18 protein-coding genes, 2 pseudogenes and 1 riboswitch are annotated in these 24,490 nt (G+C 47.4%); of the genes and pseudogenes, 8 read left to right on the top strand and 12 right to left on the bottom strand.

The window, feature by feature from the left end; genetic code table 11:
• Positions 1 to 110: 110 nt before the first annotated feature.
• The 7 genes and pseudogenes from MHB71_RS21515 to MHB71_RS21545 form a co-directional block, all read right to left on the bottom strand.
• A pseudogene (locus tag MHB71_RS21515) lies at positions 111 to 1,486 on the bottom strand (NCS2 family permease).
• 171 nt (positions 1,487 to 1,657) lie between these two features.
• A riboswitch (purine riboswitch) is annotated at positions 1,658 to 1,757 on the bottom strand.
• A gap of 404 nt (positions 1,758 to 2,161) precedes the next feature.
• Entirely contained in the window at positions 2,162 to 2,413 is a 252-nt protein-coding gene (locus MHB71_RS21520) for a hypothetical protein (RefSeq protein ID WP_340027630.1), read from the bottom strand.
• A 245-nt stretch (positions 2,414 to 2,658) separates the two neighbouring features.
• Positions 2,659 to 4,198 (bottom strand): annotated as a pseudogene (gene guaA / locus MHB71_RS21525) (glutamine-hydrolyzing GMP synthase).
• A gap of 381 nt (positions 4,199 to 4,579) precedes the next feature.
• Positions 4,580 to 6,943, bottom strand: coding sequence for a transglutaminase-like domain-containing protein (locus MHB71_RS21530; protein ID WP_340027631.1), 2,364 nt, complete (start codon positions 6,941 to 6,943; stop codon positions 4,580 to 4,582).
• On the bottom strand, positions 6,930 to 8,201 hold the full coding sequence (locus MHB71_RS21535) for a DUF58 domain-containing protein (RefSeq protein ID WP_340027632.1): 1,272 nt from the start codon (positions 8,199 to 8,201) through the stop codon (positions 6,930 to 6,932). The genes MHB71_RS21530 and MHB71_RS21535 overlap by 14 nt, the downstream gene beginning before the upstream one ends.
• Positions 8,198 to 9,187, bottom strand: coding sequence for a MoxR family ATPase (locus MHB71_RS21540; RefSeq protein WP_076320367.1), 990 nt, complete (start codon positions 9,185 to 9,187; stop codon positions 8,198 to 8,200). Before MHB71_RS21540 ends, MHB71_RS21535 begins: the two co-directional genes overlap by 4 nt.
• Positions 9,188 to 9,289: 102 nt before the next feature.
• A complete protein-coding gene (locus tag MHB71_RS21545; protein ID WP_340027634.1) occupies positions 9,290 to 10,591 on the bottom strand; it encodes a polysaccharide deacetylase in 1,302 nt (433 codons plus the stop codon).
• 240 nt (positions 10,592 to 10,831) lie between these two features.
• Here MHB71_RS21545 and MHB71_RS21550 point away from each other — a divergent pair, with 240 nt between their 5' ends.
• From MHB71_RS21550 to MHB71_RS21575, 6 genes are all read left to right on the top strand, one after another.
• Positions 10,832 to 11,479, top strand: a complete 648-nt coding sequence (locus MHB71_RS21550; protein WP_340027635.1) for a DedA family protein — start codon at positions 10,832 to 10,834, stop codon at positions 11,477 to 11,479.
• Positions 11,480 to 11,611: 132 nt separating this feature from the next.
• Complete coding sequence (locus tag MHB71_RS21555) at positions 11,612 to 13,126, top strand: spore germination protein (RefSeq protein ID WP_340027636.1); 1,515 nt, start codon at positions 11,612 to 11,614, stop codon at positions 13,124 to 13,126.
• 20 nt (positions 13,127 to 13,146) lie between these two features.
• Positions 13,147 to 14,349 carry a Ger(x)C family spore germination protein gene (locus tag MHB71_RS21560; protein WP_127550914.1) on the top strand — a complete coding sequence of 401 codons (1,203 nt, stop codon included), beginning with the start codon at positions 13,147 to 13,149 and terminating at the stop codon, positions 14,347 to 14,349.
• A 6-nt stretch (positions 14,350 to 14,355) separates the two neighbouring features.
• The gene (locus tag MHB71_RS21565) at positions 14,356 to 14,592 is read left to right on the top strand and encodes a hypothetical protein (RefSeq protein WP_047841432.1); all 237 of its coding nucleotides are present in this window, start codon (positions 14,356 to 14,358) and stop codon (positions 14,590 to 14,592) included.
• An 18-nt stretch (positions 14,593 to 14,610) separates the two neighbouring features.
• Complete coding sequence (locus tag MHB71_RS21570) at positions 14,611 to 15,735, top strand: endospore germination permease (RefSeq protein WP_340027638.1); 1,125 nt, start codon at positions 14,611 to 14,613, stop codon at positions 15,733 to 15,735.
• 97 nt (positions 15,736 to 15,832) lie between these two features.
• Positions 15,833 to 16,960: an endospore germination permease gene (locus MHB71_RS21575; RefSeq protein WP_340027639.1), complete on the top strand. Its 1,128-nt coding sequence runs from the start codon at positions 15,833 to 15,835 to the stop codon at positions 16,958 to 16,960.
• Between the two features lie 91 nt (positions 16,961 to 17,051).
• On the opposite strand, the gene bcp is transcribed toward MHB71_RS21575, so the two are convergent.
• The 4 genes from bcp to MHB71_RS21595 are packed head-to-tail and all read right to left on the bottom strand — an operon-like array spanning position 17,052 to position 20,195.
• Positions 17,052 to 17,516 carry a thioredoxin-dependent thiol peroxidase gene (gene bcp / locus MHB71_RS21580; RefSeq protein WP_036668208.1) on the bottom strand — a complete coding sequence of 155 codons (465 nt, stop codon included), beginning with the start codon at positions 17,514 to 17,516 and terminating at the stop codon, positions 17,052 to 17,054.
• 45 nt (positions 17,517 to 17,561) lie between these two features.
• Positions 17,562 to 18,347, bottom strand: coding sequence for an ABC-2 family transporter protein (locus tag MHB71_RS21585; protein ID WP_036614076.1), 786 nt, complete (start codon positions 18,345 to 18,347; stop codon positions 17,562 to 17,564).
• A gap of 5 nt (positions 18,348 to 18,352) precedes the next feature.
• Positions 18,353 to 19,147 (bottom strand): ABC-2 family transporter protein, encoded by a 795-nt coding sequence (locus MHB71_RS21590; protein ID WP_036614077.1) that lies wholly within the window; start codon positions 19,145 to 19,147, stop codon positions 18,353 to 18,355.
• Between the two features lies 1 nt (position 19,148).
• Entirely contained in the window at positions 19,149 to 20,195 is a 1,047-nt protein-coding gene (locus MHB71_RS21595; RefSeq protein ID WP_036614079.1) for an ABC transporter ATP-binding protein, read from the bottom strand.
• A gap of 212 nt (positions 20,196 to 20,407) precedes the next feature.
• Here MHB71_RS21595 and MHB71_RS21600 point away from each other — a divergent pair, with 212 nt between their 5' ends.
• Together MHB71_RS21600 and MHB71_RS21605 are read left to right on the top strand one after the other, a co-directional pair.
• A complete protein-coding gene (locus MHB71_RS21600; RefSeq protein ID WP_047841428.1) occupies positions 20,408 to 21,451 on the top strand; it encodes an LCP family protein in 1,044 nt (347 codons plus the stop codon).
• A gap of 132 nt (positions 21,452 to 21,583) precedes the next feature.
• Positions 21,584 to 22,903 carry a glutamate-1-semialdehyde 2,1-aminomutase gene (locus MHB71_RS21605; RefSeq protein WP_036668212.1) on the top strand — a complete coding sequence of 440 codons (1,320 nt, stop codon included), beginning with the start codon at positions 21,584 to 21,586 and terminating at the stop codon, positions 22,901 to 22,903.
• 139 nt (positions 22,904 to 23,042) lie between these two features.
• On the opposite strand, the gene MHB71_RS21610 is transcribed toward MHB71_RS21605, so the two are convergent.
• Positions 23,043 to 24,437, bottom strand: a complete 1,395-nt coding sequence (locus MHB71_RS21610; protein ID WP_340027642.1) for a PLP-dependent aminotransferase family protein — start codon at positions 24,435 to 24,437, stop codon at positions 23,043 to 23,045.
• Between the last annotated feature and the right edge of the window lie 53 nt (positions 24,438 to 24,490).

Below are 24,490 nucleotides of genomic sequence, written 5' to 3' on the forward strand. Positions count from 1 at the left end.
AAGAATACAAAAAAAGCGAAAGCTCCGGGTTTAAATCCCGTGGCTTCCGCTTCTTTCATATATAAGGTATCAAACTTATCTCCGTATTCTTCATTAAACCTAATGTACGCTTACTCCCCGCCAATAAATACGTATCGGCAAATTACAATGAGCGCCAAGATCCACATAAGCCAATGAATTTTCACTTTACGCTCTGTAACCAAGTTACTGAACACCGCCAGAATCACATAAGATACGATACCTGCGGAGATTCCGTTTGCGATTCCACCTGTGAAAGGCATCAATACAATGGTAAGGAATGCAGGGAAAGCTTGCAGGAAATCATCCCACTCAATGCTGCGCACTTGACTCATCATAAGTACACCCACGATGATCAATGCCGGAGCCGTCGCAGCGGATGGAACAACCAGCGCAAGCGGTGCGATAAACAGGGCCAAAATGAACAACAAACCTGTCGTTACCGAAGTCAGTCCTGTACGTCCACCTGCCTCAACACCTGAAGCACTTTCAACGTATGCCGTAATGGTACTTGTACCTAGTGCAGCACCTGCGCTGACACCAACTGCATCGACGAGCATCGCTTTACCGATCGTTTTCTCGCCTTTTTCTTATCCTTCATAATCCCCATACGCGTTGCAGTACCTACCATCGTACCAAACGTGTCGAACAATTCAACGAAGGTAAAGATGAAGATGATCTCGAACAATCCGAGACTGATGGCACCTTTCAAATCCAGCTGTCCAACCGCCAGATCACTGAAGTTAGGCAACCAGCTTGCGCCTGAAAGACCACTCAGATTCGTAACGCCCATCGGAATACCAATCAGCGTTGTTGCTACGATCCCGATCAGCAGAGCGCCTTTGACGCGCATAACCATCAATATAGCAATAAGGAGCAAACCAATCAGTGCAAGCAAAGCATCGTGGTGCGTTATAAAGTTTCCCAATGACAAGTTAAAACTGCTACCTGGAATCGGCTGACTCAGATCTGCGTCTGGCGCAACATTAACTGTTACAGCCACGAGATTAGCAAGTTTGAAACCAATAATGGTAATAAAGAGACCGATACCAACAGTAATGGCCATTTTGATCGACTGTGGAACTGCTACAAGCAGCATTTGCCGAATCTTCGTCACGGTCAAAATAATGAACACGATACCTGAAAGGAATACCGCTCCGAGGGCAGCCTGCCAAGTAATCGCTCCATTCGAGCTTAGAACGACAGTCATGAAGTACGCATTCAGCCCCATACCTGGTGCGAGCGCGATTGGAATATTCACGAACAATCCCATAATAATAGTCATTAATCCGGCGCCGACGGCTGTTGCAAAGAATACTGCATTATCCGACATCCCCGCACCGGCTTGTCCCAAGAACAACGTATTTACAAAAAGAATGTAAGCCATTGTCATAAACGTAGTGAGACCCGCAACAATCTCCGTTCTAACGTTTGTTCCGTTTTCTTTTAATTTAAAGAAACGATCCATAATTACTAACTCCCCCTTAGAGATGTTGAAGCCATATTGAAAAACGACAAATGACCCTGATGAAGATTCTTCACCCAGGGTTCAAATTGACAAGGAGTGGCATGTGCCTTTACTAAGAACAAAAAAAATTCTAATGTGCGTGATGTCCCCGCAATCATGTAGAATTCATGTGCTTAGCCTTCTCCTCTTCGTAGCCAGATCATTAGGGTGATCTCGTAGAGACTCCCGGGCCAATCCCCAGGATTATACGAATAAGTATGCGCTATTTGTTTGTTTCCCATCACTATTTTAGGAGGGCAGTATGTTTTTGTCAATGAGAAAAACGAATGTTAATATCACGCTTTTAGAATATCGTTCGTATTATTTAACAGATTGAACCAGTTCAGCGGTTTACAACCCAATTGAATACGCTTTTTTCGGTGCAATCTCAATGGGATATGTCCATTCTTTCAGACTGAAAGTTCCGCAGGATAACATAAAAAGCTAGCCTGGTCAAAGAGCAGAAGCGCTCTAATCAGGCTAGCTTATATTTCTGATGCGTCTTAGCAATCAGGTGTATGATGATATAGGAATAATAACGATGTCTCGTATTCCGAAGACTTATACTCATTAGGTATATGGAGCAATTTGCGACATGTTCCGGAGCTATTTTTTACCGGATCAGTCCTATGTTAATTATATCTCTGTCTGCGAAGCATCCTGTATCTCTTGTTGTTCCTGATTTGTGTTTGTTGTTGAGTCAGAGGATAACTCCTGGTTACTGGACTGATCGGAAGAAGCATCCGCTGCCTCTAAATTCACAAATGGAAAGTCCCCCGAACCGGAAGCCAGATCTTGCATACCTGAACCGCATCCTGCCAGCATCACCATCAGAAACGCACTTCCAATGCCCATCTTCCATTTGCTCATATAGTCGGTTTTACGCATACATTCAATTCTCCCTTCAGTAGCCATATAGCTCTTAGTATGTACTTATTGTACAGGCCCGACCTGAAAGGATCATGAAGTGAACTTTAAAATGGGATGAATTTTGAAAGTTTATTACTTGTAAAAAAAGTAGCCCTACAAAAATTTGATCACAATATTCTTCTTAATAAAAAAACGCCCTTTTATTTGCGAAATACCGCAGATAAAAGAGCATTTTTTATAATCTATCGTTAAGAGTCTATACCCTATTCCCACTCGATTGTTGCAGGTGGTTTGGAAGTTACGTCATAGACGATACGGTTTACGTTATCAACTTCGTTAACGATCCGTACGGAGATTTTCTCCAGCACATCCCAAGGGATACGTGCCCAGTCCGCAGTCATACCGTCGATGGATGTTACAGCACGGATACCTACAGTGTAGGAATACGTACGTGCATCACCCATAACGCCGACACTCTTCATGTTAGGCAGGGCTGTGAAGTACTGCCAGATTTCGCGGTCGAGACCGGCTTTGGCAATCTCTTCACGCAGGATGTAGTCTGAATCACGAACGATGGTAAGTTTCTCTTCGGTAACCTCACCAAGAACACGAATTGCAAGACCTGGACCAGGGAACGGCTGACGGTGTACAATTTCGTCCGGCAAGCCACACTCGGTACCGACTTTACGTACTTCATCCTTGAACAACGTGCTCAGTGGCTCGATCAGTTTGAAGTTCATGTCCTCAGGCAGACCGCCCACGTTGTGGTGGGATTTGATCGTCTGTGCAGTTGCTGTACCACTTTCTACGATGTCCGTATACAGTGTACCTTGCGCCAGGAATGCAAAATCATCGAACTGCTTGGACTCTTCATCAAATACGTAAATAAACTCGTTACCGATGATTTTACGTTTTTGTTCCGGATCATCCACGCCAGCCAGTTTGGACATGAAGCGCTCTTGTGCATCAATTTTGACAACTTTCATGTCGAATTTGCCGACAAACGTCTCCATTACACTTTCTGCTTCGCCTTTACGCAACAGACCGTGGTCGATAAACATACATGTCAGTTGATCACCAATGGCTTTGTGAAGCAATGCAGCTACAACGGAAGAATCTACACCGCCGCTAAGCGCACACAGTACTTTACTGTCGCCAACTTTTTCACGAATGTCTTTGATCGTGTCATCGATGAATGTCTCCATCGTCCAGTTGCCTTCGCAACCACAAACTTCGAACAGGAAGTTACGAATCATGTCGTTACCGCGAACAGAGTGACGTACTTCCGGATGGAACTGAACAGCATACAATTTACGCTCATCGTCACTCATGGCAGCGATTGGCGCACTTTCCGTGCCTGCATCCAGTTTGAAACCTGGAGGAAGTGTAACCACGTGGTCACCGTGACTCATCCATACCGTATGTTCGCCTTCAATGCCTTTTGCCAGTGTAGATCCAGCGGCAAACTCAAGGTCTGCTTTACCGTACTCTCGCTTCTCGGAACGTTCTACTTTACCTTCGAGCCTGCTGGGCCATAAGCTGCATCCCGTAGCAGATACCGAAGATCGGCAAGCCCAGGTCATAGACACCTGGGTCCACGTGTGGAGCATTCTCAGCGTATACGCTGGACGGACCACCTGAAAATACGATCCCTTTTGGTGCTATTTCTGCGATCTTTTCCGCCGGTGTATTATACGGCAAAAGCTCGCTGTATACGCCAAGATCCCGGATTCTTCTGGCGATTAACTGATTGTATTGACCCCCGAAGTCAAGGACAACTACAATTTCATTCTGTTTATTCATAACCGTGCCTCCCTCAATTCAATGAAACTAATTATACGCAACGACAAAACATACCGTCAAGGAAAGGCGAAACTCCTTTTTTCGACATCTCAAAACAGGATTACCAAATGCCTCTAAATATGAAATTTCGAACAGAAAAGCTTGGCAGCAAGATGCTGGTTCAAGTGTATGATCGTGGAAAGACGCCTCGTTCGCAGCGCAGCGCGAAAGGCGTCTTATGTATGGCATGCAGCGATGAACCAAACGCTTCATTTAGATAACAATGCGCCAGCAATGGAGATCTTCATCTGCCCACAAGTGGCCAAGCTCTATTGGAAAGCGATAGCGACTGTATGGCAAGCCTGCTTCGCATCTTTGGTGTAACGTTGTAACATCCTTGTGTTACAACGTCTGCAACCGCCGGGCCAAACGAAGTGCCCGGCGCAGAAAGTCCAGACTGTCCGTGCGCAGCGGACGGTCTGGCCCGTACAGCAGCCGTTCCCAGTCGGCTGCAAACCGCGCGATGTCCGCCCCGTCCGCGCCTGCGGCTAAAGCCGGTGAAGCTGCATATTCACGCAGCGTCATACCCGGCGGCCGCGGGCCGTACCGGCGCGCGAGCGCGGCCCAGACCGGAGCGGCGGCACGCAGCAGCCGCTCGCGGTCTGGAAAGCTGCTGCGTGGCCACGCCAGCAGCAGCCCTATCCGCAGCGCGGGGCGTAGCCGCCGCATGCGGATCAGAGCAGCGGCGCCCAGCAGGGCCGCTGCCACAAGGGCTGCCGCGAGCCATGGCTCCGCGGCAAAAGCCCGTGCGCGGGCGAGCAGCCATGCGCCCGCATTAGCCAATCCGCCGCTCATATACGGCGGAGTCTCCGCAACAGGCTGCGGCCCGGCGAGCGCTGCGACACTTTCGCCCGCGCCTTGCGCCATGGTGAAGCCTGGCGTGGCCTCAAACGGCATCCAGCCTGCAACCGGAAAATATACCTCTACCCAGGAATGTGCATCTCCCTGTGAAATCACATATTGACTGGGCACATTCGGGTCAGCAATTCCAGGCCCAAAGCCTTTAACCCAGCGTGCGGGGATGCCCTCTGCACGCAGCAACACAATCATAGCTGTGGAGAAATGATTGCAATACCCCTGCCGGGTGACGAATAGAAAATCGTCCACAAAATCGGTTCCACGCGGTGGCATACGGGTATCCAACGTATACTCGGCATGAGCAGCCAGATAAGTCTTGACGGCCTGCACAGCGTCATACCGGGTCTCACTGCCTTGAATGATTTCCTTGGCAAGCGTCTTCACTCGACCAGGGAGTGATGCAGGCAATTGCAGATAATCCCTCCGAATGGCTGCCGGATCTTTCCCTTTATTCGTTTCCTCAAGCAGACGTAACTGTTCAGGTGTTGCGACAGGAACCATGACGTCTGCCGAATAATGTTTAACTATCTTATCGTTTCCGGAGCTCGCGAGCCACAATGTTGCCGAATCGCGATTAGACAGCAAAGAAAACATGTTTTCCTGATTATCCTTGTTCTTATCCTGGAACGATACGTTGACCGGTGTGCCTCCGGTAAAGAGTGGATTTGGTCCTTTCCACTCTCGCTGCATCATGACAGTTTGGCGAATGCGACTCCAATAGATTGGATTCTCCCAACCATCAGCACGCAGCATTCCGGATGGACTTGCCGTTTCGAAGCTTTGACCCGGATCACTCCAAGTACTACCGTTATAATATGAACGGGTCTCCCCTCGCCAATACGTCACTTTTGGACTTTTTGCTATAAAAAAGATGGAGTTCCCCTGCACCAACGGTGCTCCCATAGGCGCGTCCGCTGTGCTATATCCCGTGACTGCTGTTGCAGCAGGGATACTACTGTGCTGTGTATAACCTGCCCAGCGAGCTATGCGTTCACCCATCTGTTCCAGAGATATGCGTTCAGGTTGAGGAATGGAAGCAAACTGGCCAGGTAACGCGGAGAGAAGTACCATACCTGCAGAAGCAACGATAGTTACTGCACTCCAACGGCCATAGGGGCTGCCGCGATAACTCGGAGTCGTGACTCCTCCATTGAGACGTAGTAGCTGAAGCAGAGCCTGAATAAGAAAAGTCCATAGGACAGACCGTATTACGGAAGCATACACATCCAGCCCCGCAAAGGATTCAAGCAAAAGCAAATAGAGCAGCGTTGCACTGCCAAACAGCATCACGCTTCGACGTAACAATACGAGGGATTGCACAGAAGCCATGAGCATACTCCAGCCGCACATCATGAACAAACCTCTCGTTTCTGTACTAATCGAGTGAAATCGCCAGTTATTTATAAACGTGTCCATATCCGCTGAAAATATCCCAGGGTATGCAACGGCCCAACGGACAGGATCACTTCCTCCGTACATCAGACATAGCGCAGTGAGTGCAATGAATAATCGGATCAGTACTCCGGTGATCCATCCTGTACGAATTAACCCCGCGAGCAACAATGCTCCCGTTAATCCCGCCATTACGGACAAGAACCGTTCACTGCCCTGCTGATCTGATGATGTAACCGGATATATCCACTCCAGAGACAGTATAAGTAAAATGGCCGAAATAACAATTTTGTACAGGACAGGTACGCTCACATATCCCTCATCCTTTATATCCGTCACAGAATTCTGGTTCACAGCTATATATACAGAATGGGCCGATTCCATTCTCGTACGGTCCGTTGACTCTAAGTCGGCCACAGTGGAATTGGGTTGCTGGTTACCATTACGCTCCCACATCCGTTACCTCCACCTTTCCCAATGAAGATAACGCAACGTCTGTAACCGCGTGGATCGGCACCCCGCTGTGACGAAGCCGCTCCAAACTTAAGCTGTCATATCCCAACCCATTCATCAATCTATCCGTTGATCCTAATTGGTTTTGATTCTGGTTTGCTTCAGTCAATTGCACCTCTACACGATAACCCGACCCGATTGCAGTTATGATCCATTCGGCCAGAACCTGATCCATCTTACCTGTGAGAACCACAATTCGCGACCCGCTCGTTAGTCCATCCAGCATCTCCGTTCGAAGCGAAACAGAGCCTGATTGTGCTTTGGATATTCGTGCCCCCGCTAACTTGTCCAGTCCATGATTCTCATCATCTGCATGGAACGGCCCATGTTTCCATTGATCTTGTGCATCATAGTTCTTATCGCCGCCTTCCATCCACAGATAATAAGGAATGTCATCCCGTTCAGCGGTATGAATCCAGCGGGCAGCTGCACGAACCACTCGTTCAAAAGCAGGTGCATCCATGTTCTCCCGTTGTTTTACGTCATAACCTGACGCGCCTTCATACACAAGGATGCCGAGCGAAGCCAGATCCGTGGTATCAGGCAGAAAGGTCTGAAGTTTTCCCGTTTTGGCTGTACTTTTCCAATGAACTCGTCCCAGTGGGTCACCCTGCTGATATTCACGGAACTCAGGGCTACGGTTACCCTGGCTATTTCTTCGCTCTGACAGAGTCCCTTCGATCATCGCTGCGAATTCTACCGAATCACCCTTCCCCCAAGCTGTTGCTTGAGGAACAACAATCAAGGGGGTACCTCCCGCGGTCTCTGCGGAGAGGGTATTCCAGCCAAACATATCACCCCAGTACAATCTGCCCGTATCCCATCTGTAGACTCCTCTGCGTAACCCGGAACATTCATATTGATAGGAAAATTGTCGCCGTGTTCCCGGGAAAATCAATTTGCGATGAACACCTGCAGGTGTGTTCTCACACAGAACGATCCATAACAATGGAATACGGCAATTGAATTCCAGTTCGACCAGAACCCGTACCTGCTCGCCTGCCTCAATCCGGTTCGTGTGTATTTTCCGGCGGATGTGAATACGCCGTGGTCCGAACCAATGGAGAAACAGACCTCCTGTGAACATCAAGAAAGCTATAACGGATAGAAACAACGCCGCTTTGCCCCCATGCCACTGATACAAGGAAGCAAAAACCACCACCAAGACAGCACTCACAATCCGTTGTCCCAGCGCAGTCATTGCCTCCGTCCCCTTCCCTGTGATGCCATCTGTACAGGTACCGGGACCGATGACAATGCTTCTTCAATGACCTGTACTTGCCCCCAAACCTCCGCTCTGTTCTGTGCCTTCAATTGAATACGGTGGGAAAGGACAGGCACAGCTACCTCTTTCACATCATCCGGAATGACATAACTGCGCCCTTGAAGATAGGCAAATGACTGCGCCGCAGCCATCCAGGCCAGTGTTCCACGCGGACTGATGCCCAGTCTGACCGCCGGAAGGCTGCGAGAGGCTACAGCAACAGCCACCAGATACTGTTTAACGACCGGATCAACATGTACCTGTTTGACTTCACGCTGCATGGCTACGACCTCTTCAGCAAGCAGGACAGGGCGAAGTTCATCAATCGCTTCTCTACCTTGCATGCGGGTTAACAATTCCAATTCCTGTTCCGGATCGGGATACCCCAATCCAATTCTCATGATAAATCGATCCAGCTGCGCTTCAGGCAGACGGTACGTACCCTCGAACTGCAACGGATTCTGTGTCGCCAGCAGAAAGAACGGGCGTGGCAAGGCATAGGTTGTACCATCAACCGTAATACGTCGTTCCTCCATTGCCTCCAGCAGGGCAGACTGAGTGCGTGGTGAAGCGCGATTTATTTCATCAGCCAGGACAACGTTGGACATGACAGGTCCGGGACGAAACTTGAATTCAGCTGTATGTGGATGATAGATTGAAGTGCCCGTAACATCTGCCGGCATGACATCGGACGTGAATTGAATCCGGCCCATGGAGCAGTCCAGTGCAGAAGCAACGGCACGAACCAGCATCGTTTTCCCGGTACCCGGCACATCTTCCAGAAGTACATGACCTCCACTGAGCATTGCGGTAAGGACATAACGAATCTCTGTTTTTTTGCCAATAATCACACTCTCAACACGCTTCATGACCCTGTTTAACAATTCAACAGCATGTTCATGTTCCATTCGGATATAAGACATTTCTCTGATCTCCTTCCGTTCATCAGCATTCCTGAACCATAGTAATCTATGATTCAGTGTTGCCCGGAAGTAGAGAGAATAGTCCTGCAAGAATTACTTTCTTCAGATCATTTTATACTTAAATATGTTGTTCATTGCCGAAATAGATCTGGAAGTGCCCGCCTTTACCGTCCACTCTGCTTCATTACTGGTTAAGGAATTCACCCTCAACCCCATCTGCTCCAGTAGCTCACGTAACGGAACCCAGATGGTTCCACCTTGACTCTGTACTGCTCCCGTTTCAATTGCCCCGGTTGTTGTCAGTGTTCCACTCACACTGTCTGCATGAATCGTTCTTTCCTTCCATACTGCTATGGCCGTCCTTGTTTCAGAGTCCCAGCGAGTGCTGCCCCCGAATTTTTTCATGAAAGTACGCAATGGCACCATGATTCGCGGCCCCTCCATGCGGAACTCACCCGGTTGCAAGGTAGCTGCAGCCAAGCCCACCTCTACCTTCAGCTTCTTGCTTGCAAGCCATAACGTCGCGTTCGCTTCTACATGCTCTGCGATCCAGGCCTTTCCTGGCACCTTGCGGGCCTTATACTTACCATCTGGATGTACACGGAATTGAACTGGTTGATCCGTACTCTTTATGGTCTCAAAACGATATCCATGATCACGATAATATTTGATAATACCCGGAAGTGCTTTTACCGTTTCAGCATGTGCACCACCGTCATGCATCAGGACAATGACCGAACGTGCCCCCGCAGGTACTTTGGTCGAATTGCTGAGGATCTCTTTGGCTGGAACACCTTTACGCTTGGAATCTCCACTATCGACGTTCCAGTCCATGACGGTGTATCCACCCAGTTGGAGCAAATCAAAATAATTCTGGTCAAAATGCCCGTAGGTACCGCCTGGTGCTCGCACCAGATTCGGACGGAAACCGGTTATACGCTCCAGCACTTCCTCTGTCTGCTTAATCTGTTTCCAGAACACTTTAAAATCACTGTACAGCTGTTCGTATTGATGATTAAACGTATGATTGCCCAGTGCATGTCCATCCTCCACAAGCCCCCGGATTAACTCGGGATAACGTTCTGCCTGCTCACCCAGCACAAAAAATGTAGCCAAAACCTTCTCCTTACGCAAAATATCCAATACTTCACGGGTATGGTTCCCCGGTCCATCGTCAAAACTCAGATAAACTACCTTGTCTTGAGTATTCTTATCTTCCGGGATTGGATCACCTGAGCCAGAAGCAGAAGATGCATAAGCCGTGCCTGCATATACAGCAAATGCACATAACAATATCGCAATACGCATGAGAATGACAGACCACTGTCCAGCTAAAAACATATGTATGGTTGTTGCAGAGTTTCCCCCTAATTTCTTGATTCTGAATTCCGGTCTCTGTACCATTTACGAATCGACCTCCACCGTCTCTAGTAATTTGCTGATAGACTTCAGCAGATTTGTTAGAATTATATGGAGGCTACATTGAAAAAAGACGTGATTTTGTTTAATATTTTTTCACAATTTGCTATGTAGCCTGATTGATTCTTCGCTTCAGATTAGGTAGCATAATGAACAGGCAGAACACATTAAAACACCTTGGAGAGTATTCATGCTCCCACCCCGTATTCAGGAGAGTGAAATCTATTGGAATTGCTTGAGAAGATCCAACATCTGTTTGGGTCCTACGGATACAGCGTTTTGTTTTTTGGCTTGTTGCTTGAATTCATCGCACTTCCCTTTCCTGGTGAAACAACGATGGCTTACGCAGGGTTTCTCTCCTACAAGGGGCATCTGGACTTCGGAATCCTCACCATACTGGCTTTTCTGGGAACAACGATTGGCATGACCATCACTTATTTTATTGGAGCCAAAGCAGGACTGCCCTTTATAACACGATACGGAAAATGGTTTCTGATGAAGCAGGACAAGCTCGATAAAACGCAAAAGTGGTTTGCCAAGTATGGTAATGCCTTAATCTTCATCGGTTATTTCATTCCGGGTGTAAGGCATTTCACCGGGTATTTCGCGGGCATAGCCGCTGTTCCCTTTCGCAAATTCGCTCTCTACGCCTATTCAGGCGCACTGTTCTGGGTTGTATTGTTTCTGGGCATTGGCAAAATATTTGGCCCCCAGTGGAACGCCGTATTCCATCTGGCTCATCAATATGCAGCATATATCGTGGGAGGAATCGGCCTATTGCTTATCGTAGCTGTGCTCTATCGTTACCGCAAAGCATGGACAGCAAGATCCACCGTATCCAAGCCAGCCCCTGTTCGACAAAGACAAAAGTAAATTCGGACAAAAGTCCATCTATAATAAACAGGCAAGGAGTTGCGAATAATCGCAGCTCCTTTTTTTTGTGATAATCCGAATTCATCCAGGTCATACTAACTTGAAATATAGGGTGTATAGGGAGGTGAAGGCATGAGTGAATCGTCGCTGGAACGCCAAGATCAGAGGCAAATCTCTCCGGATCTAAGCGAAAATATGGAATACTGCAAGCAAGTAATGGGGAACAGCAACGACTTGATGATGCGCCCTCTCCAGTGTTTACATAAATGGCCTGCAGTCATGTTGTACATTGATGGATTAGTGGATGTGCAGATCCTGAATCACTCCATTATGGAATCATTATTGCAAAAGCGTGATCTCCCTGAATTCTCTGCAGACGATGAACATCTCAGCTACCTCCAGAATGATATCTTGATCGCCAGTGATGTATTGCTGGTCGATGATATGGATGAAGTAATGAATGCACTTCTTTCGGGATCAGCTATCTTACTGCTTGAAGGATCTGTACGAGGATTGAAGATTGGTGCAGCAGGCTGGGAAGATCGATCCGTTGGAGAACCTGTCTCCCAAACTGTCGTTAGGGGGCCTATGGAAGGCTTCAACGAAAACCTGCGTACCAACACATCATTGATCCGCAAACGAATCCGTAATCCTCATCTTTGGATCGAAGAAAGAGAAATAGGTCAGGTTACCAAAACCCGAGTGGCTGTGCTCTATCTGGAACATATCGTGGATCAGGAGATTGTAAAAGAACTGCGTCGAAGACTCGATGAGATCGATATCGACAGTATCCTTGAGAGCGGGTACATCGAGGAACTTGTACAAGACGAAACCAGAACGTTATTCCCCACGGTTTACAATAGTGAACGTCCAGATACGGTTTGTGCTGCTTTGCTTGAGGGTAGAGTAGCCATCATCGTGGACGGCACGCCTTTTGTGCTGCTGGTTCCAGCCTTGTTCGTGCATTTCTTCCAATCGCCGGAGGATTACTATCAACGGGCCGATATCAGTACATTGATTCGCTTGATTCGTTATCTGTCCTTTTTTATTGCTTTACTAGCTCCATCCTTCTATATTGCCATTACCACCTTTCACCAGGAGATGTTGCCCACCAATATGCTCATTAGTCTGGCAGCTCAACGTGAAGGCGTTCCTTTTCCCGCATTCATTGAAGCCATACTGATGGAACTGACCTATGAAATTTTGCGAGAAGCAGGTATACGTATTCCGAAAACGGTCGGTCAGGCCGTTTCCATTGTCGGAACACTGGTGATTGGCCAAGCAGCCGTAGATGCAGGAGTTGTCTCCGCAGCAATGGTTATTATCGTTTCCATAACGGCCATATCCAGTTATGTCATTCCAGAGAATGGACTGTCTATCTCTGTCCGAATTTTGCGATTTGTATTGATGATTCTCGCGGCAGCTTTTGGTTTCTACGGTATTCTAATTGTTCTGCTCATTACAGTTACACACCTGTGCAGCTTGCGTTCTTTTGGCGTACCATATATGTCCCCCTTTGCACCTCTAATTCAGAAAGATCTGAAGGATACGCTGTTTCGTGTGCCCTGGTCCCGTATGAAAACACGGCCACTCTCTACGGGTACACCGAACAAAACCAGACAAACCAAAAAAAAAACGAAGCGTTAATTCGGTAAGGAGAACAACGTATGAACAAGTGCTTCCGATTAATTGTATGCATTGCATTCCTACTCCCTCTCCTTACCGGATGCTGGGATCGCCAGGAGCTGAATGAACTTGGCATTATGCTGGGTCTTGGTGTAGACAAGGATGGCGATTTGATTAAAGTGAGCGCTCAGGTCGTTGTGCCAAATGAAGTTTCCTCCAAGTCAGGGGGAGGCAATGGCACTCCTGTCACGCTGTACGAAGCGTCCGCGCCCACGCTGTTTGAAGCGATTCAAAAGCTGACCGAGACAAGCCCACGCCGTATATTCATGGCACATATCCGTGTACTGGTGTTCAGTGAAGAATATGCCCGCAAAGAGGGCATCTACGATGTTATGGAAGCATTAATGCGAGAACCTACTGTCCGGCCCGATTATTACGTCATGGTTGCTCGAAATACTACAGCTTCCAAGGTATTGGACACACTTACTCCATTAGAGAATTTACCTGCAGAGAAGTTATTTAATTCCCTGGACGTGTCTGCCAAGACCTGGTCTCCTACAACGACTGTAACCGGTGATCAGTTGATGGAATATATGCTTACTTCCGGAATACAACCCGTAATCACTGGTGTAGAGGTTTTTGGAAATTCAGAGAGAAGCGGAAGCAAAGACAATATTGCGACGATTAAGTCCAAAGCTCGTCTAGTTTCAACAGGATTGAGTGTATTCAAAAAAGACAAACTGATTGGCTGGTTAACGGAAGATGAATCCAAAGGGTACAACTATATCCGCGACAATGTCGTATCTACCATAGGTCACCTGCCTTGCCGAAAAGGAGGAAATGTGACTTTTAAAACCCTTCGCACCAAGACTCAACGAAAAGCAAAGGTCATTGATGACCAACCTGTGATCCACATCAAAATTAAAAATGTATCTTCCATTGGTGCAGTAGAGTGTGGAATCAAAATTGGTTCGATGAAAACACTCAAAGAGTTGGAAAAGGACAGTGAGGAGCGATTGATAGAACTGATGGAAAAATCCGTGAATTCAGTGCGGCGAAAGTTCCATATTGACATTTTTGGATTCGGTCAGGAAGTTTATCATGCCGATCCTAAATTTTTCAAAAAAATTGAGAAGGATTGGGATCAATATTTTGAGAATCTGGATGTTAAATATGAAGCCAATGCACAGATCAAACGTGTAGGTACACTGGATGATTCATTCAAGGAGGATTTGAAGGAGTGAGACCGGATGTTAATTACAATTACTGTCATTGTCATAGGGGGCCTCGTAGGTATGGTTGATCTTCCAGGTCTCATCCGCCGTAAGGAATGGAGGGAAACAGTTGTGTACAGCGGAATGCTCGTCATAGCCACAGGGTTCAGTGTGATTGCAGCCAACCTGTGGGATTTCCCCAGTCCGCTCTATATCATCATGTGGATCTATGAACCTGTTAATCAATTCTTGGCACATCTGACGGGAACCTAGAAAAAGGAGAGGACCATTATGCTGGAACAGGGGCGCCTTGGAACAAGACAATTGACCACGCTCATCTTTATGATGGTGGTCGGGGATATGATGCTGATCTACCCCTCGGTCATCACGTCCTATGCCAAACAAGACTCCTGGATTTGCGCTTTTATAGGCGTTCCTCTGGGGATGGCACTGATGGCCATGTTCCTGAAGCTATGTAGCATGCACCCAGAAAAAAATCTGGTGCAGATGGCACGAAGCATTCTAGGGTTCTGGCCAGGTACTTTCTTTTCCTGCTTCTACCTGTTCTTTTTCATTATTGGCGCTTCCACACATACGAGAGAAGTCGGCGATTTCATGACCACTCAAATCTTCCCGTACACTCCCCTTCGCATCATCATTCTGATGTTCGTCATCGTGATCGCCTGGGGAGTGTCTCATGGATTAGAGGCGATGGGGCGAAGTAGTGAACTACTAATGCCCGTTGTTATTGTGTTTATTGTCGTCCTTGCAATCTGCCTGCTTCCTCAGATTGATATCAGAAATTTGAAGCCAGTAAGTGATACGGGTGTTGTCTCTATCTCGCAAGGCATTCTGGTAAGCATTATATATCCAATCGGTGAAGTCGTTCCCATCATGATGATACTGCCCTATGTTGCCAAGCAGGCTCATCGAACACGGGACGTAATTATTGCAGCTGGCCTAGGTAGTTTGGTATTGGCAACACTCGTTACCATATCGTTGCTGGTCTTGGGTGCCTTTCTTACGCAACATAACATATATGCTTCGTTTATTTTGTCCCAGAAAATCAGTATTGGGAACTTTTTTGAACGTATTGAAGCGATTATGGCTTCTTCCTGGCTGATCTCTACGTACTTCAAAGCGATGATATACTTATACGCCTTTATTGTTGGTTGTGCGGAACTGTTCAAGCTTAAGCAGTATCAGATACTGGTACTCCCTGCGTCCATACTTGTGTTCGGATTAGCCAATCTGATCTCACCAAGCATTACTTTTATCGTGATCACCATTGTTCCATATTGGGTAGATTGGGATACCACACTGGGGATCATTCTGCCGGGTTGTCTCCTGCTGATACAATTGCTCAAGTCTTACAGAACATCATCGGTTACTCCAAACAATTCCTCACAGGAATGAGTGCTTTTTTTGAGGGAAGGAGCCTGGTATAGATGGAAAAATGGAGTTCATCCATGAAAGTCATCCATGCTGAATATAGAGAAGGAGAACGGTGTCTATGTTAATTAAGGAGAAAATCACCATTAGGCAATTTGCAGTCCTTACCTTTCTCGTCATGATTGGGGACATGATTCTACTCTATCCCTCCGTGGTTACTGCTTCGGGTCAACAGGATGCATGGATCTGTTCTCTTATCGGTCAACCGATCGGCATACTTATCATGTGGGTGCTATACAAACTTCATCAGACGCATCCTGATCTTTCCCTTATTGAAATCTGCCAAAAAATACTTGGCCGGTGGGCAGGGTCTGTTTTGTCAGCTGCATATCTATTTTATTTCGCCATAGGCGCTGTCATATGTATCCGTGAAGTCGGTGACTTCATGACCACACAGATCTACCTTCAGACCCCCATCCGGGTCATTCTAATTATCCTTATGTGCGCTCTGGTCTGGGGGCTTATGCATGGTTTGCATACAATAGGAGGAAGCAGTGAAATGCTGACTCCAATCGTTGTTGCATTTATGATTCTATTATTTCTGGGGCTGATGCCCAAAGTAGACAGTTCAAATCTACAGCCTTACTTGAACACCCCTTGGCTTCATCTGATGCAGTCTATCATTAGAGGGGCTTTCACTTCCTTTGGTGAACTAATCGTGATCACCATGGTTCTTCCTTATGTGATGTCCGGGCCTCACATCAAACGGGACATGTTACTCGCTACTTTATGTGGAGGGCTGTTACTAACCACATTGTTGGTCATTTCACTGATGATATTTGGCCCCTTTCTGACCCAACATGACATCTACATCTCCTATACCCTGTCCCAGAAAATTAATATCGGCAACTTTTTCGAGCGAATTGAGGCGTTCATGGCAACCGCGTGGTTAATTGCTACCTATTTTAAAAGCCTGCTGTATATGTTCTCCTTTGTCGTTGGAACAGCTCAGCTATTTCGATTAAAGACATATAAACCTCTCATCCTGCCATCAGCGATGTTATTATTCGCGTTAGCTGTACTGATTTCTCCCAATGTCATTTTCTACACCAATACGATCATGCCCGCTTGGGTGGATTGGGATATCACGGTAAGCTTTATTATTCCGCTATTCCTACTGCTTGTGCATCGGCTTCGTTCGGGCAAGAGCAAGAACAATTCAACCAATCATAAACGATTGCCCACCTAAAAAGGCTGTGTTCACGGTAAATTCCGCGAAGCACAGCCTTTAATGATGAAACGGTTAAGATGTATTTATTCACACATGTCTAAATCATTAATTACAATGTCTTCAAAGCCTCAAGCGCAGCCTCGATATGTCCTTTGACCCGAACTTTGGACCAGTCCTTGATCAATTTCCCCTCTTCATCAATCAGAAAAGTGGAGCGAACCATACCCATGTACTCCTTGCCATACATTTTCTTCAGCTGCCATACACCGTATTGCTCGGCTACAACGTGCTCTTCATCCGACAACAAGGTGAAAGGCAGTCCATATTTGGCGATAAACTTGTCATGTTGTTTCATCGGATCGGTGCTGATTCCGAGAATGACCGTGTTCAGCCCTTCAAATTCAGCATGTCGATCCCGGAAATCACAAGCTTGTTGCGTACAGGACGAGGTCATATCCTTGGGGTAAAAATAAAGCAGTACCCGCTGTCCGCGGTAATCCGAAAGCTTTACTGATTCTCCCGTACTGGACGGAAGCTCAAAATCCGGTGCCAATTCGCCTACATTTAACGTCATGTCAGTTCCTCCCTAATCTCCCCCATGAAATGCTATAGGGCGTTATTATGAACCTGCTCCGCGATACCGCTTCACGCCAAAATTCCACAACAGCAAGCCCATCGAGCCAAACACCAATCCCATCACAGGTGTAAGCAGCGCCATGCGATGCATCTCGGACCTCTCCAGGAACAACGCTGCGGGATAGATCCCCACAAAGGCAAACGGAATGATCCAGGTTAACAGCACCTGAATAGCACGGTTATAGATCGTTACCGGGTAGCGTCCATATCCTTGAATGTTATACATCAACGGCAGGATACCTGTTGGCGCGTCCGAATAAAAGGACAACGAAGTCAGGGTGGTATAGATGCCGGCATAGATCATGACTGAGCTGAGTGCCAAAATAATTAAGGCAGGGATATGCCACCACTCCAGCATCAGACCCATCTCTGCTCCGCTGAAGATCATGATGATCAAGCCGATAAACGAGCCCACGAGTGCAGGCGGGTCCACATTTTCAAGCAATATCTGGAACAGGTTATGTGCTGGACGTGTCAGGATCCGATCCATCTCACCTTTGACGATGTACCGCTCACTGAATCCCCACAGATTGATAAAACAACTGAAGATGCCATAGGGCACCATAAAATATCCATAAACAAAGAGCACTTCACTCTCACTCCAGCCGCCCAAGTTATCCGTGTGGCGGAACACCACAAAGATAAAGATCAGGTTGGTTGCCTGGAACAGCAGATCCGATAGGATCTCCACCCAGAAATCAGCACGGTACGTGAGGCGTGTTTTCATGTAATTCTTCAAATATTCCCAGATCAGACCCATATAGTACATATCTGTTATCCCCCTTGCACGAACAGACGCTTGCGCGCCTTACGCCAGATCAATACCATCGGAAGCAGCAGTACGGCAAACCAGAACACCTGAATACCGAGTACACTCCAGATGGCGGTACCTTCCACTCTTCCAGTGAACACAGAACCGGGCAGATACGTAATGGCCTGAAAAGGCAATACTTTCATCACCGCAGACATCCAGCCTGGATACAGACTGATCGGGATGATTAGACCGGAGAACAAATCAACCACGACGCGTTTCATACGCATCATGCCTTCATTGTTTTCCACAAAGAATGCCGCCAGTCCCGTTATCACATTAATCTGGGAATTAATGAGGAAACTGAAGAACAGCATGACGAGAAAGCCAATCCACGCCGATGGCGCCGTAGGCAATTCAACCGGGAACAGCAGAATGGCAATGAGCATTCCCGGAATCATGAGCAGCAGGAAGCGGAAAATACCTTCGCCAAGACCCTGCATCATTTTGACCATAACGTAATTGATCGGCCTGATGAATTGAATCGCAATGGAGCCATCCCGAATGTCTGCGGCAATCTCCCGGTCCAGGTTGTTAAAGTAAAAAGCACGTGCCATCCAGGATACAGCGATGTAAGTGGTCATCTGCGCTGCCGTGAAGCCGCCAAGCTCCCCACTGCTACCGTAAATAGCTTGCCAGGTAAAGTAATACACGCCGATATTCAGCGTATATATCAAAATGCCGGAGTAATAATTCACCCGGTATGCCAGCATCGTTAGAAAACGGATGCGCATAAAATCAATAAATGCACTATTCATCTCAGGATACACCCACCGCTTCTTTCCCTGCTCCCACAATCTCGGGACGCTCGGCGGAACCGGATTGGTAAATACTGCGCACAATCTCATCCGTGTTGATCTCGATAATCTGAATATCGGTAATATCAGCTTGTCCAACGACACGTCCGAGTACATCCGAAACATTCAGTTCAAGTGGAATCCATACGGATGCGGACAATTCATTCTCAACCGTCCAACGTACAGGCAACGCAGCAGTCCATTCCTGCATCTGACTGATGTTGTGAGCTGAACCAAATTTGAAACGGATCTCCCGCTCCTTACCCCACTGGGACTTGAGATGATCCAGACCTCCATCATAAATGATGTTGCCTGCATCAAGCATGATGACCCGGGAACACAGTGCCTCAATGTCCTGCAAATCGTGGGTTGTGAGCAGAATGGTCGTTCCATGCTCCTTGTTCATGTCTTTCAAGAAATCCCGAATTTCCGACTTCACCACAATATCCAAACCAATGGTTGGCTCGTCCAGGAAAACAATACTCGGATTATGCAACAAGGCTGCCACTAACTCGCAGCGCATACGCTGACCGAGACTGAGCTTCCGTACCGGACGGCTTAACAGGTCCTGGAGCTGCAATCGCTCAACTAGTTCATCCAGCCGTTTGCGGAAATCGACCTCTCCGACACGATATACTTTGCGCAATAAATGGAAGGATTCGATAACGCCAATATCCCACCACAATTGACTGCGCTGACCAAAAACAACACCGATATTCTGTACAAACTTCTCCCGTTCCTGATACGGAACATATCCACCAACCGATATTTGCCCTGAAGTAGGCACCAAAATGCCGGTCAACATCTTGATCGTTGTTGATTTACCGGCACCGTTCTCCCCAATATATCCGCATATTTCACCCTGTGGAATCTGAAACGAAATATCATTTACAGCCAATACCTCTTGGTATTGACGTGCAAACAGGTCCTGGAACGCGCCCTTCAGCCCACCTCGGCTTTTCTGGACGCTAAACGACTTGCGCAAATCTTTGACATCAATCGCCAGCATGATTATACCTCACTTGGATTTTGTTGAAATTGCTTGTAGCCCAAAAAGAAATTATAATGGTATCAGTCAAAATTCAGCAAGCTTTAAAATAGTCTGGAGCCGCGTCCTGCCCTTATGTTGGGAAAAGATGTGTACGGAAAGCTTCGACTAGTTCTTACTTGAATACTCGAACTCGTTTTTTTATTTCATCTCAAATACAAAGGAGAGCTAGCATGACCAGAAAGACGAAGAGAACCATATGGATTTCTCTTGCCGCCTTCGTGTTAATTATTGGAGGAGCAGCGGCATATTATTTCGGTTCTATTCTCAATCAGTTGGACGGTTTGGCAAAGGACGGCGACGATTCACCATTCGCAGGCATCGAAAATGTGGAGAAAGTAAATACGCCTGACCCACCCAAATGGGAAGGCACAGAAACGGTAAATATTCTCGTTATGGGTGTCGATGCACGTGGATTGAAAAAAGGTGAAGTTCCTCGCTCCGACAGCATGATGGTTGTATCGCTCGACCCACTGACCAAAAAAATCAATCTGTTCTCCATTCTGCGCGACACTTACGTCAATATTGACGGATATGGCAAGGAGCGGATCAACACCGCTATCACCCATGGTCCTAATGCAGCGATGCAAGCTGCCGGCGACCTGCTCGGCATCCCTGTACAGTATTATGTGTATACGGATTTCCAGGGATTCATCAAATTGGTGGATGCCGTTGGTGGTGTTGATTTTGATGTGGAGAAAGACATGCACTATACAAGTAAAGCAGACAATAACGAATACGATATTGATCTCAAAAAAGGATATCAGCACCTAGATGGCGAGACAGCGCTCATGTACGTTCGTTTCCGTCATGATGCCATGTCGGATTTCGCTCGGTCCGAACGTCAGCGTGAGTTGCTGAAAGCTGTAACAGCGAAAATGCAGTCAACAACTACCATTGCCAAACTGCCTGCCATTCTGGAACAGGTTAATCCTTACGTAGATACAAATCTCACGCTTTCCGATATGTGGAAGCTGGGTGGACTCGGATACCAGAGCAGCATGAACGGCAGTGAGCAGATTCCGCCAATGAACCTGCTGAAAGAAGAACGTACAGCAGGCGGTGCACAAGTATTGACGGTTACCAATGAAGAAAAATTAAAGCAGCATATTCAGGATATTATTCACCCACCTGCTACAACGGATGATAGTACAACCAGCACCGAAGATAAAACAGCCAGTGGTGACGATCAAAAGTCAGAGCAACCGGCTCAGTAATCTAAACATGCAGAGGGCAGCCATTACGCTGCCCTCTCGTTGTGCCCGGCTATACTATTATGAGAAAATCATCATATCTTTCTGTGGCTTGTTTCTTTATCATATTTTGAATTAACGAAAGGAAGTTATCTTATGAATACATCACGTTCTCGTTCCGAACTTCTATATGCAGAAGCACTTGAACATATTGTAGGAGGTGTTAACAGCCCTTCACGCTCGTTCAAAGCCGTTGGTGGGGGTGCACCTGTATTTATGAAAAAAGCTCAAGGGGCCCACTTCTGGGATGTTGATGACAACCGTTATATTGACTATCTGGCCGCTTACGGTCCGATTGTTACAGGACATGCTCATCCGCATATTACACAGGCCATTACGGAAGCAGCGGCAAATGGAGTGCTATACGGTACCCCGACTGAGCTTGAGATCAAGCTCGCCAAAATGTTGAAGGAAGCTATCCCTTCCATGGATAAAGTTCGTTTTGTAAACTCCGGTACGGAGGCGGTCATGACTACAATTCGGGTCGCTCGTGCCTACACCAAACGCAACAAGATCGTAAAATTCGCTGGATGTTACCATGGTCACTCCGATCTGGTGCTTGTAGCTGCCGGTTCAGGCCCGTCCACGCTCGGAATTCCTGACAGTGCGGGAGTTCCAGCCAGTATTGCACAAGAAGTCATTACTGTGCCCTACAATGATCTGGAAGCCCTGAAGGATGCTTTGGAACGCTGGGGTGATGATGTCGCCGCAGTCATGGTTGAACCGATCGTTGGTAACTTCGGTATGGTTATGCCGGAACCTGGCTTCCTGGAAGGTCTCTGTGCCATGACACGGGCCAACGGCTCCCTGGTTATCTATGACGAAGTCATTACGGCTTTCCGTTTCCATTATGGTTCTACTCAGACGTATGCCGGACTCGATAATCATGCGGAGATTGAACCGGATCTGACGGCTCTTGGTAAAATTATTGGTGGCGGCCTGCCAATCGGTGCTTACGGTGGACGCAAACACGTTATGGAGCAGGTTGCTCCGCTTGGGCCGGCTTATCAGGCGGGAACGATGGCTGGTAACCCTGCATCCATCTCGGCTGGTATCGCATGTCTGGAGGTCCTGCAAGGCGCGGGTGTATACGAAGAGATGGAACGCCTTGCTATCGACCTGACGGCAGGTCTGCAAGCTTCTGCTGACCGTCATGGCATTGCTCTGACGATCAACCGGATTCGCGGTGCATTCTCCACCCATTTCTGTGACCATCCGGTTACGAATTATGATCATGCCCAAGACACGGATGGAGAGCTGTTTGCTTCCTTCTTCCGTCACATGTTGGACCGTGGCATTAATCTGGCTCCATCCAAATATGAGGCGTGGTTCCTGACCACGGCTCATACAGACGAGGATGTTCAGGCTACATTGGAAGCCGCAGAAGCTTCCTTCAAAGCGATGGCTCAAGAATAAATTAGATTATTTCCATCTACCATGTAGCGTACAAGCTTGTATTGTAGATGGATAACAACTCATGGAAAAGGCGTCCAACAAGTGATTAACTTGTGTGGACGCCTTTTGTTATTTACGGACAACACTCCGATTCTTCACCTTATTTCTGCCTGATCTGAAGTTTCAAAATTTCCTCCCGGATCTTCTGTATCCCTTCTTCGATTCGCTGCTTCGGCACATTGGAGATGTTCAAGCGCAGCATCTGATCCTGATGCACCTGATATGTTCCCTCCGGATAATACCGTTCAGTCGTATCAACGATGACTCCGAGCTTTTGAAGCCGGGACAGCAGAACACGAAGCGGCATATCACCCGCCAAAGGTAATACGGTATGCTCCCCTCCTGTTCGAGGAGCATCCATAAATGGAGCAAAGTCTGGATATGCATCCAATTGCTCATGCACCGTGTGCATCCGGGCAGCGTAGCGGTTACGAATCACTTTCCTGTGATGAGCAAACATTCCGCTGTGGACATAGATTTCCAGAGCAGCTTGAGACAGAACGGAAGTGTCGATATCGAGCATTTTTTTGTAAGCCCCAAAAGATTGAATTAGTGGTGAGGGCAGAACAGCTACACCAATGCGCAGACCTGGAAACAAAATTTTGGAATAACTCTTCAAATAGATGACCCGGCCTTCCGTATCATAAGACCATAGCGGGTCCTGTTTCGTATTGTCCTCCAGATCAGCCAGATAATCGTCCTCCACCAGATAGACATCGTACCGCTGTGCAAGCCGGATCAGTCTCTTCTTGTCAGCAACAGTTAAAGATGTGCCAATCGGATTGTGAAAGCGCGGCATGACATAGAAAAACTTGATATCTCCCTCAGCGAACTGACGTTCAAGCGATGCCCAGTCCAGCCCATCCAGGGCACGTCTCACACCAGCAATCGGCACATTCAATCCACTCAGTAGCGAGGGCATATTGTGATAGGTCGGTAGTTCAAGCAGTACTTTTCTCTTTCCATTGGGAAAAGGCATCAATGCAAGTACAGCCAGTGCCTGTTGCACACCTGACGTGATAAAGAACTGCTCTGTTCTCGCGAACACCTGATAATCCGCAAACTGCTTCTGCAACAGCATGATAAGCGAAGGTAATCCCTGATCCGTGCCATACATAAATAACTCTGCTTGCTTCTTCTCCATCGCCTGATCCACACAATGACGAAAGTCTGCATAAGGGAACACCCTTGGATCGGGTGCAGCTGAAGCAAAGTCCAACGCTCCTTGCCAGTCCATGTCCTGAGCACCTGTCCCGTTCTGTACGGCATAATAACCGGATTGAGGTATGGCATACACCAAATGCCGCTGTTCCAGCCACTCATATGCACGAATAGCCGTGCTTACACTGCATTGATATTGTTCTGCTACAACTCGAACAGCTGGCAGTCGAATGCCCTTATCTGCCCACTGGCGACGATCCTGCTGCTGCATCTGTTCCTGAATCCATTGCTTTAACGCTTCGGCAATCACTTCGTATTTTCTCAATGCACCCATCCCTCTCCAACAACTGTACCGATACAGTTTAACCTTTTATCTATTGTAGCACG

Source organism: Paenibacillus sp. FSL H7-0940 (genome assembly GCF_037979415.1).
In the GTDB taxonomy this organism is placed as follows: Bacteria; Bacillota; Bacilli; order Paenibacillales; family Paenibacillaceae; genus Paenibacillus; species Paenibacillus amylolyticus.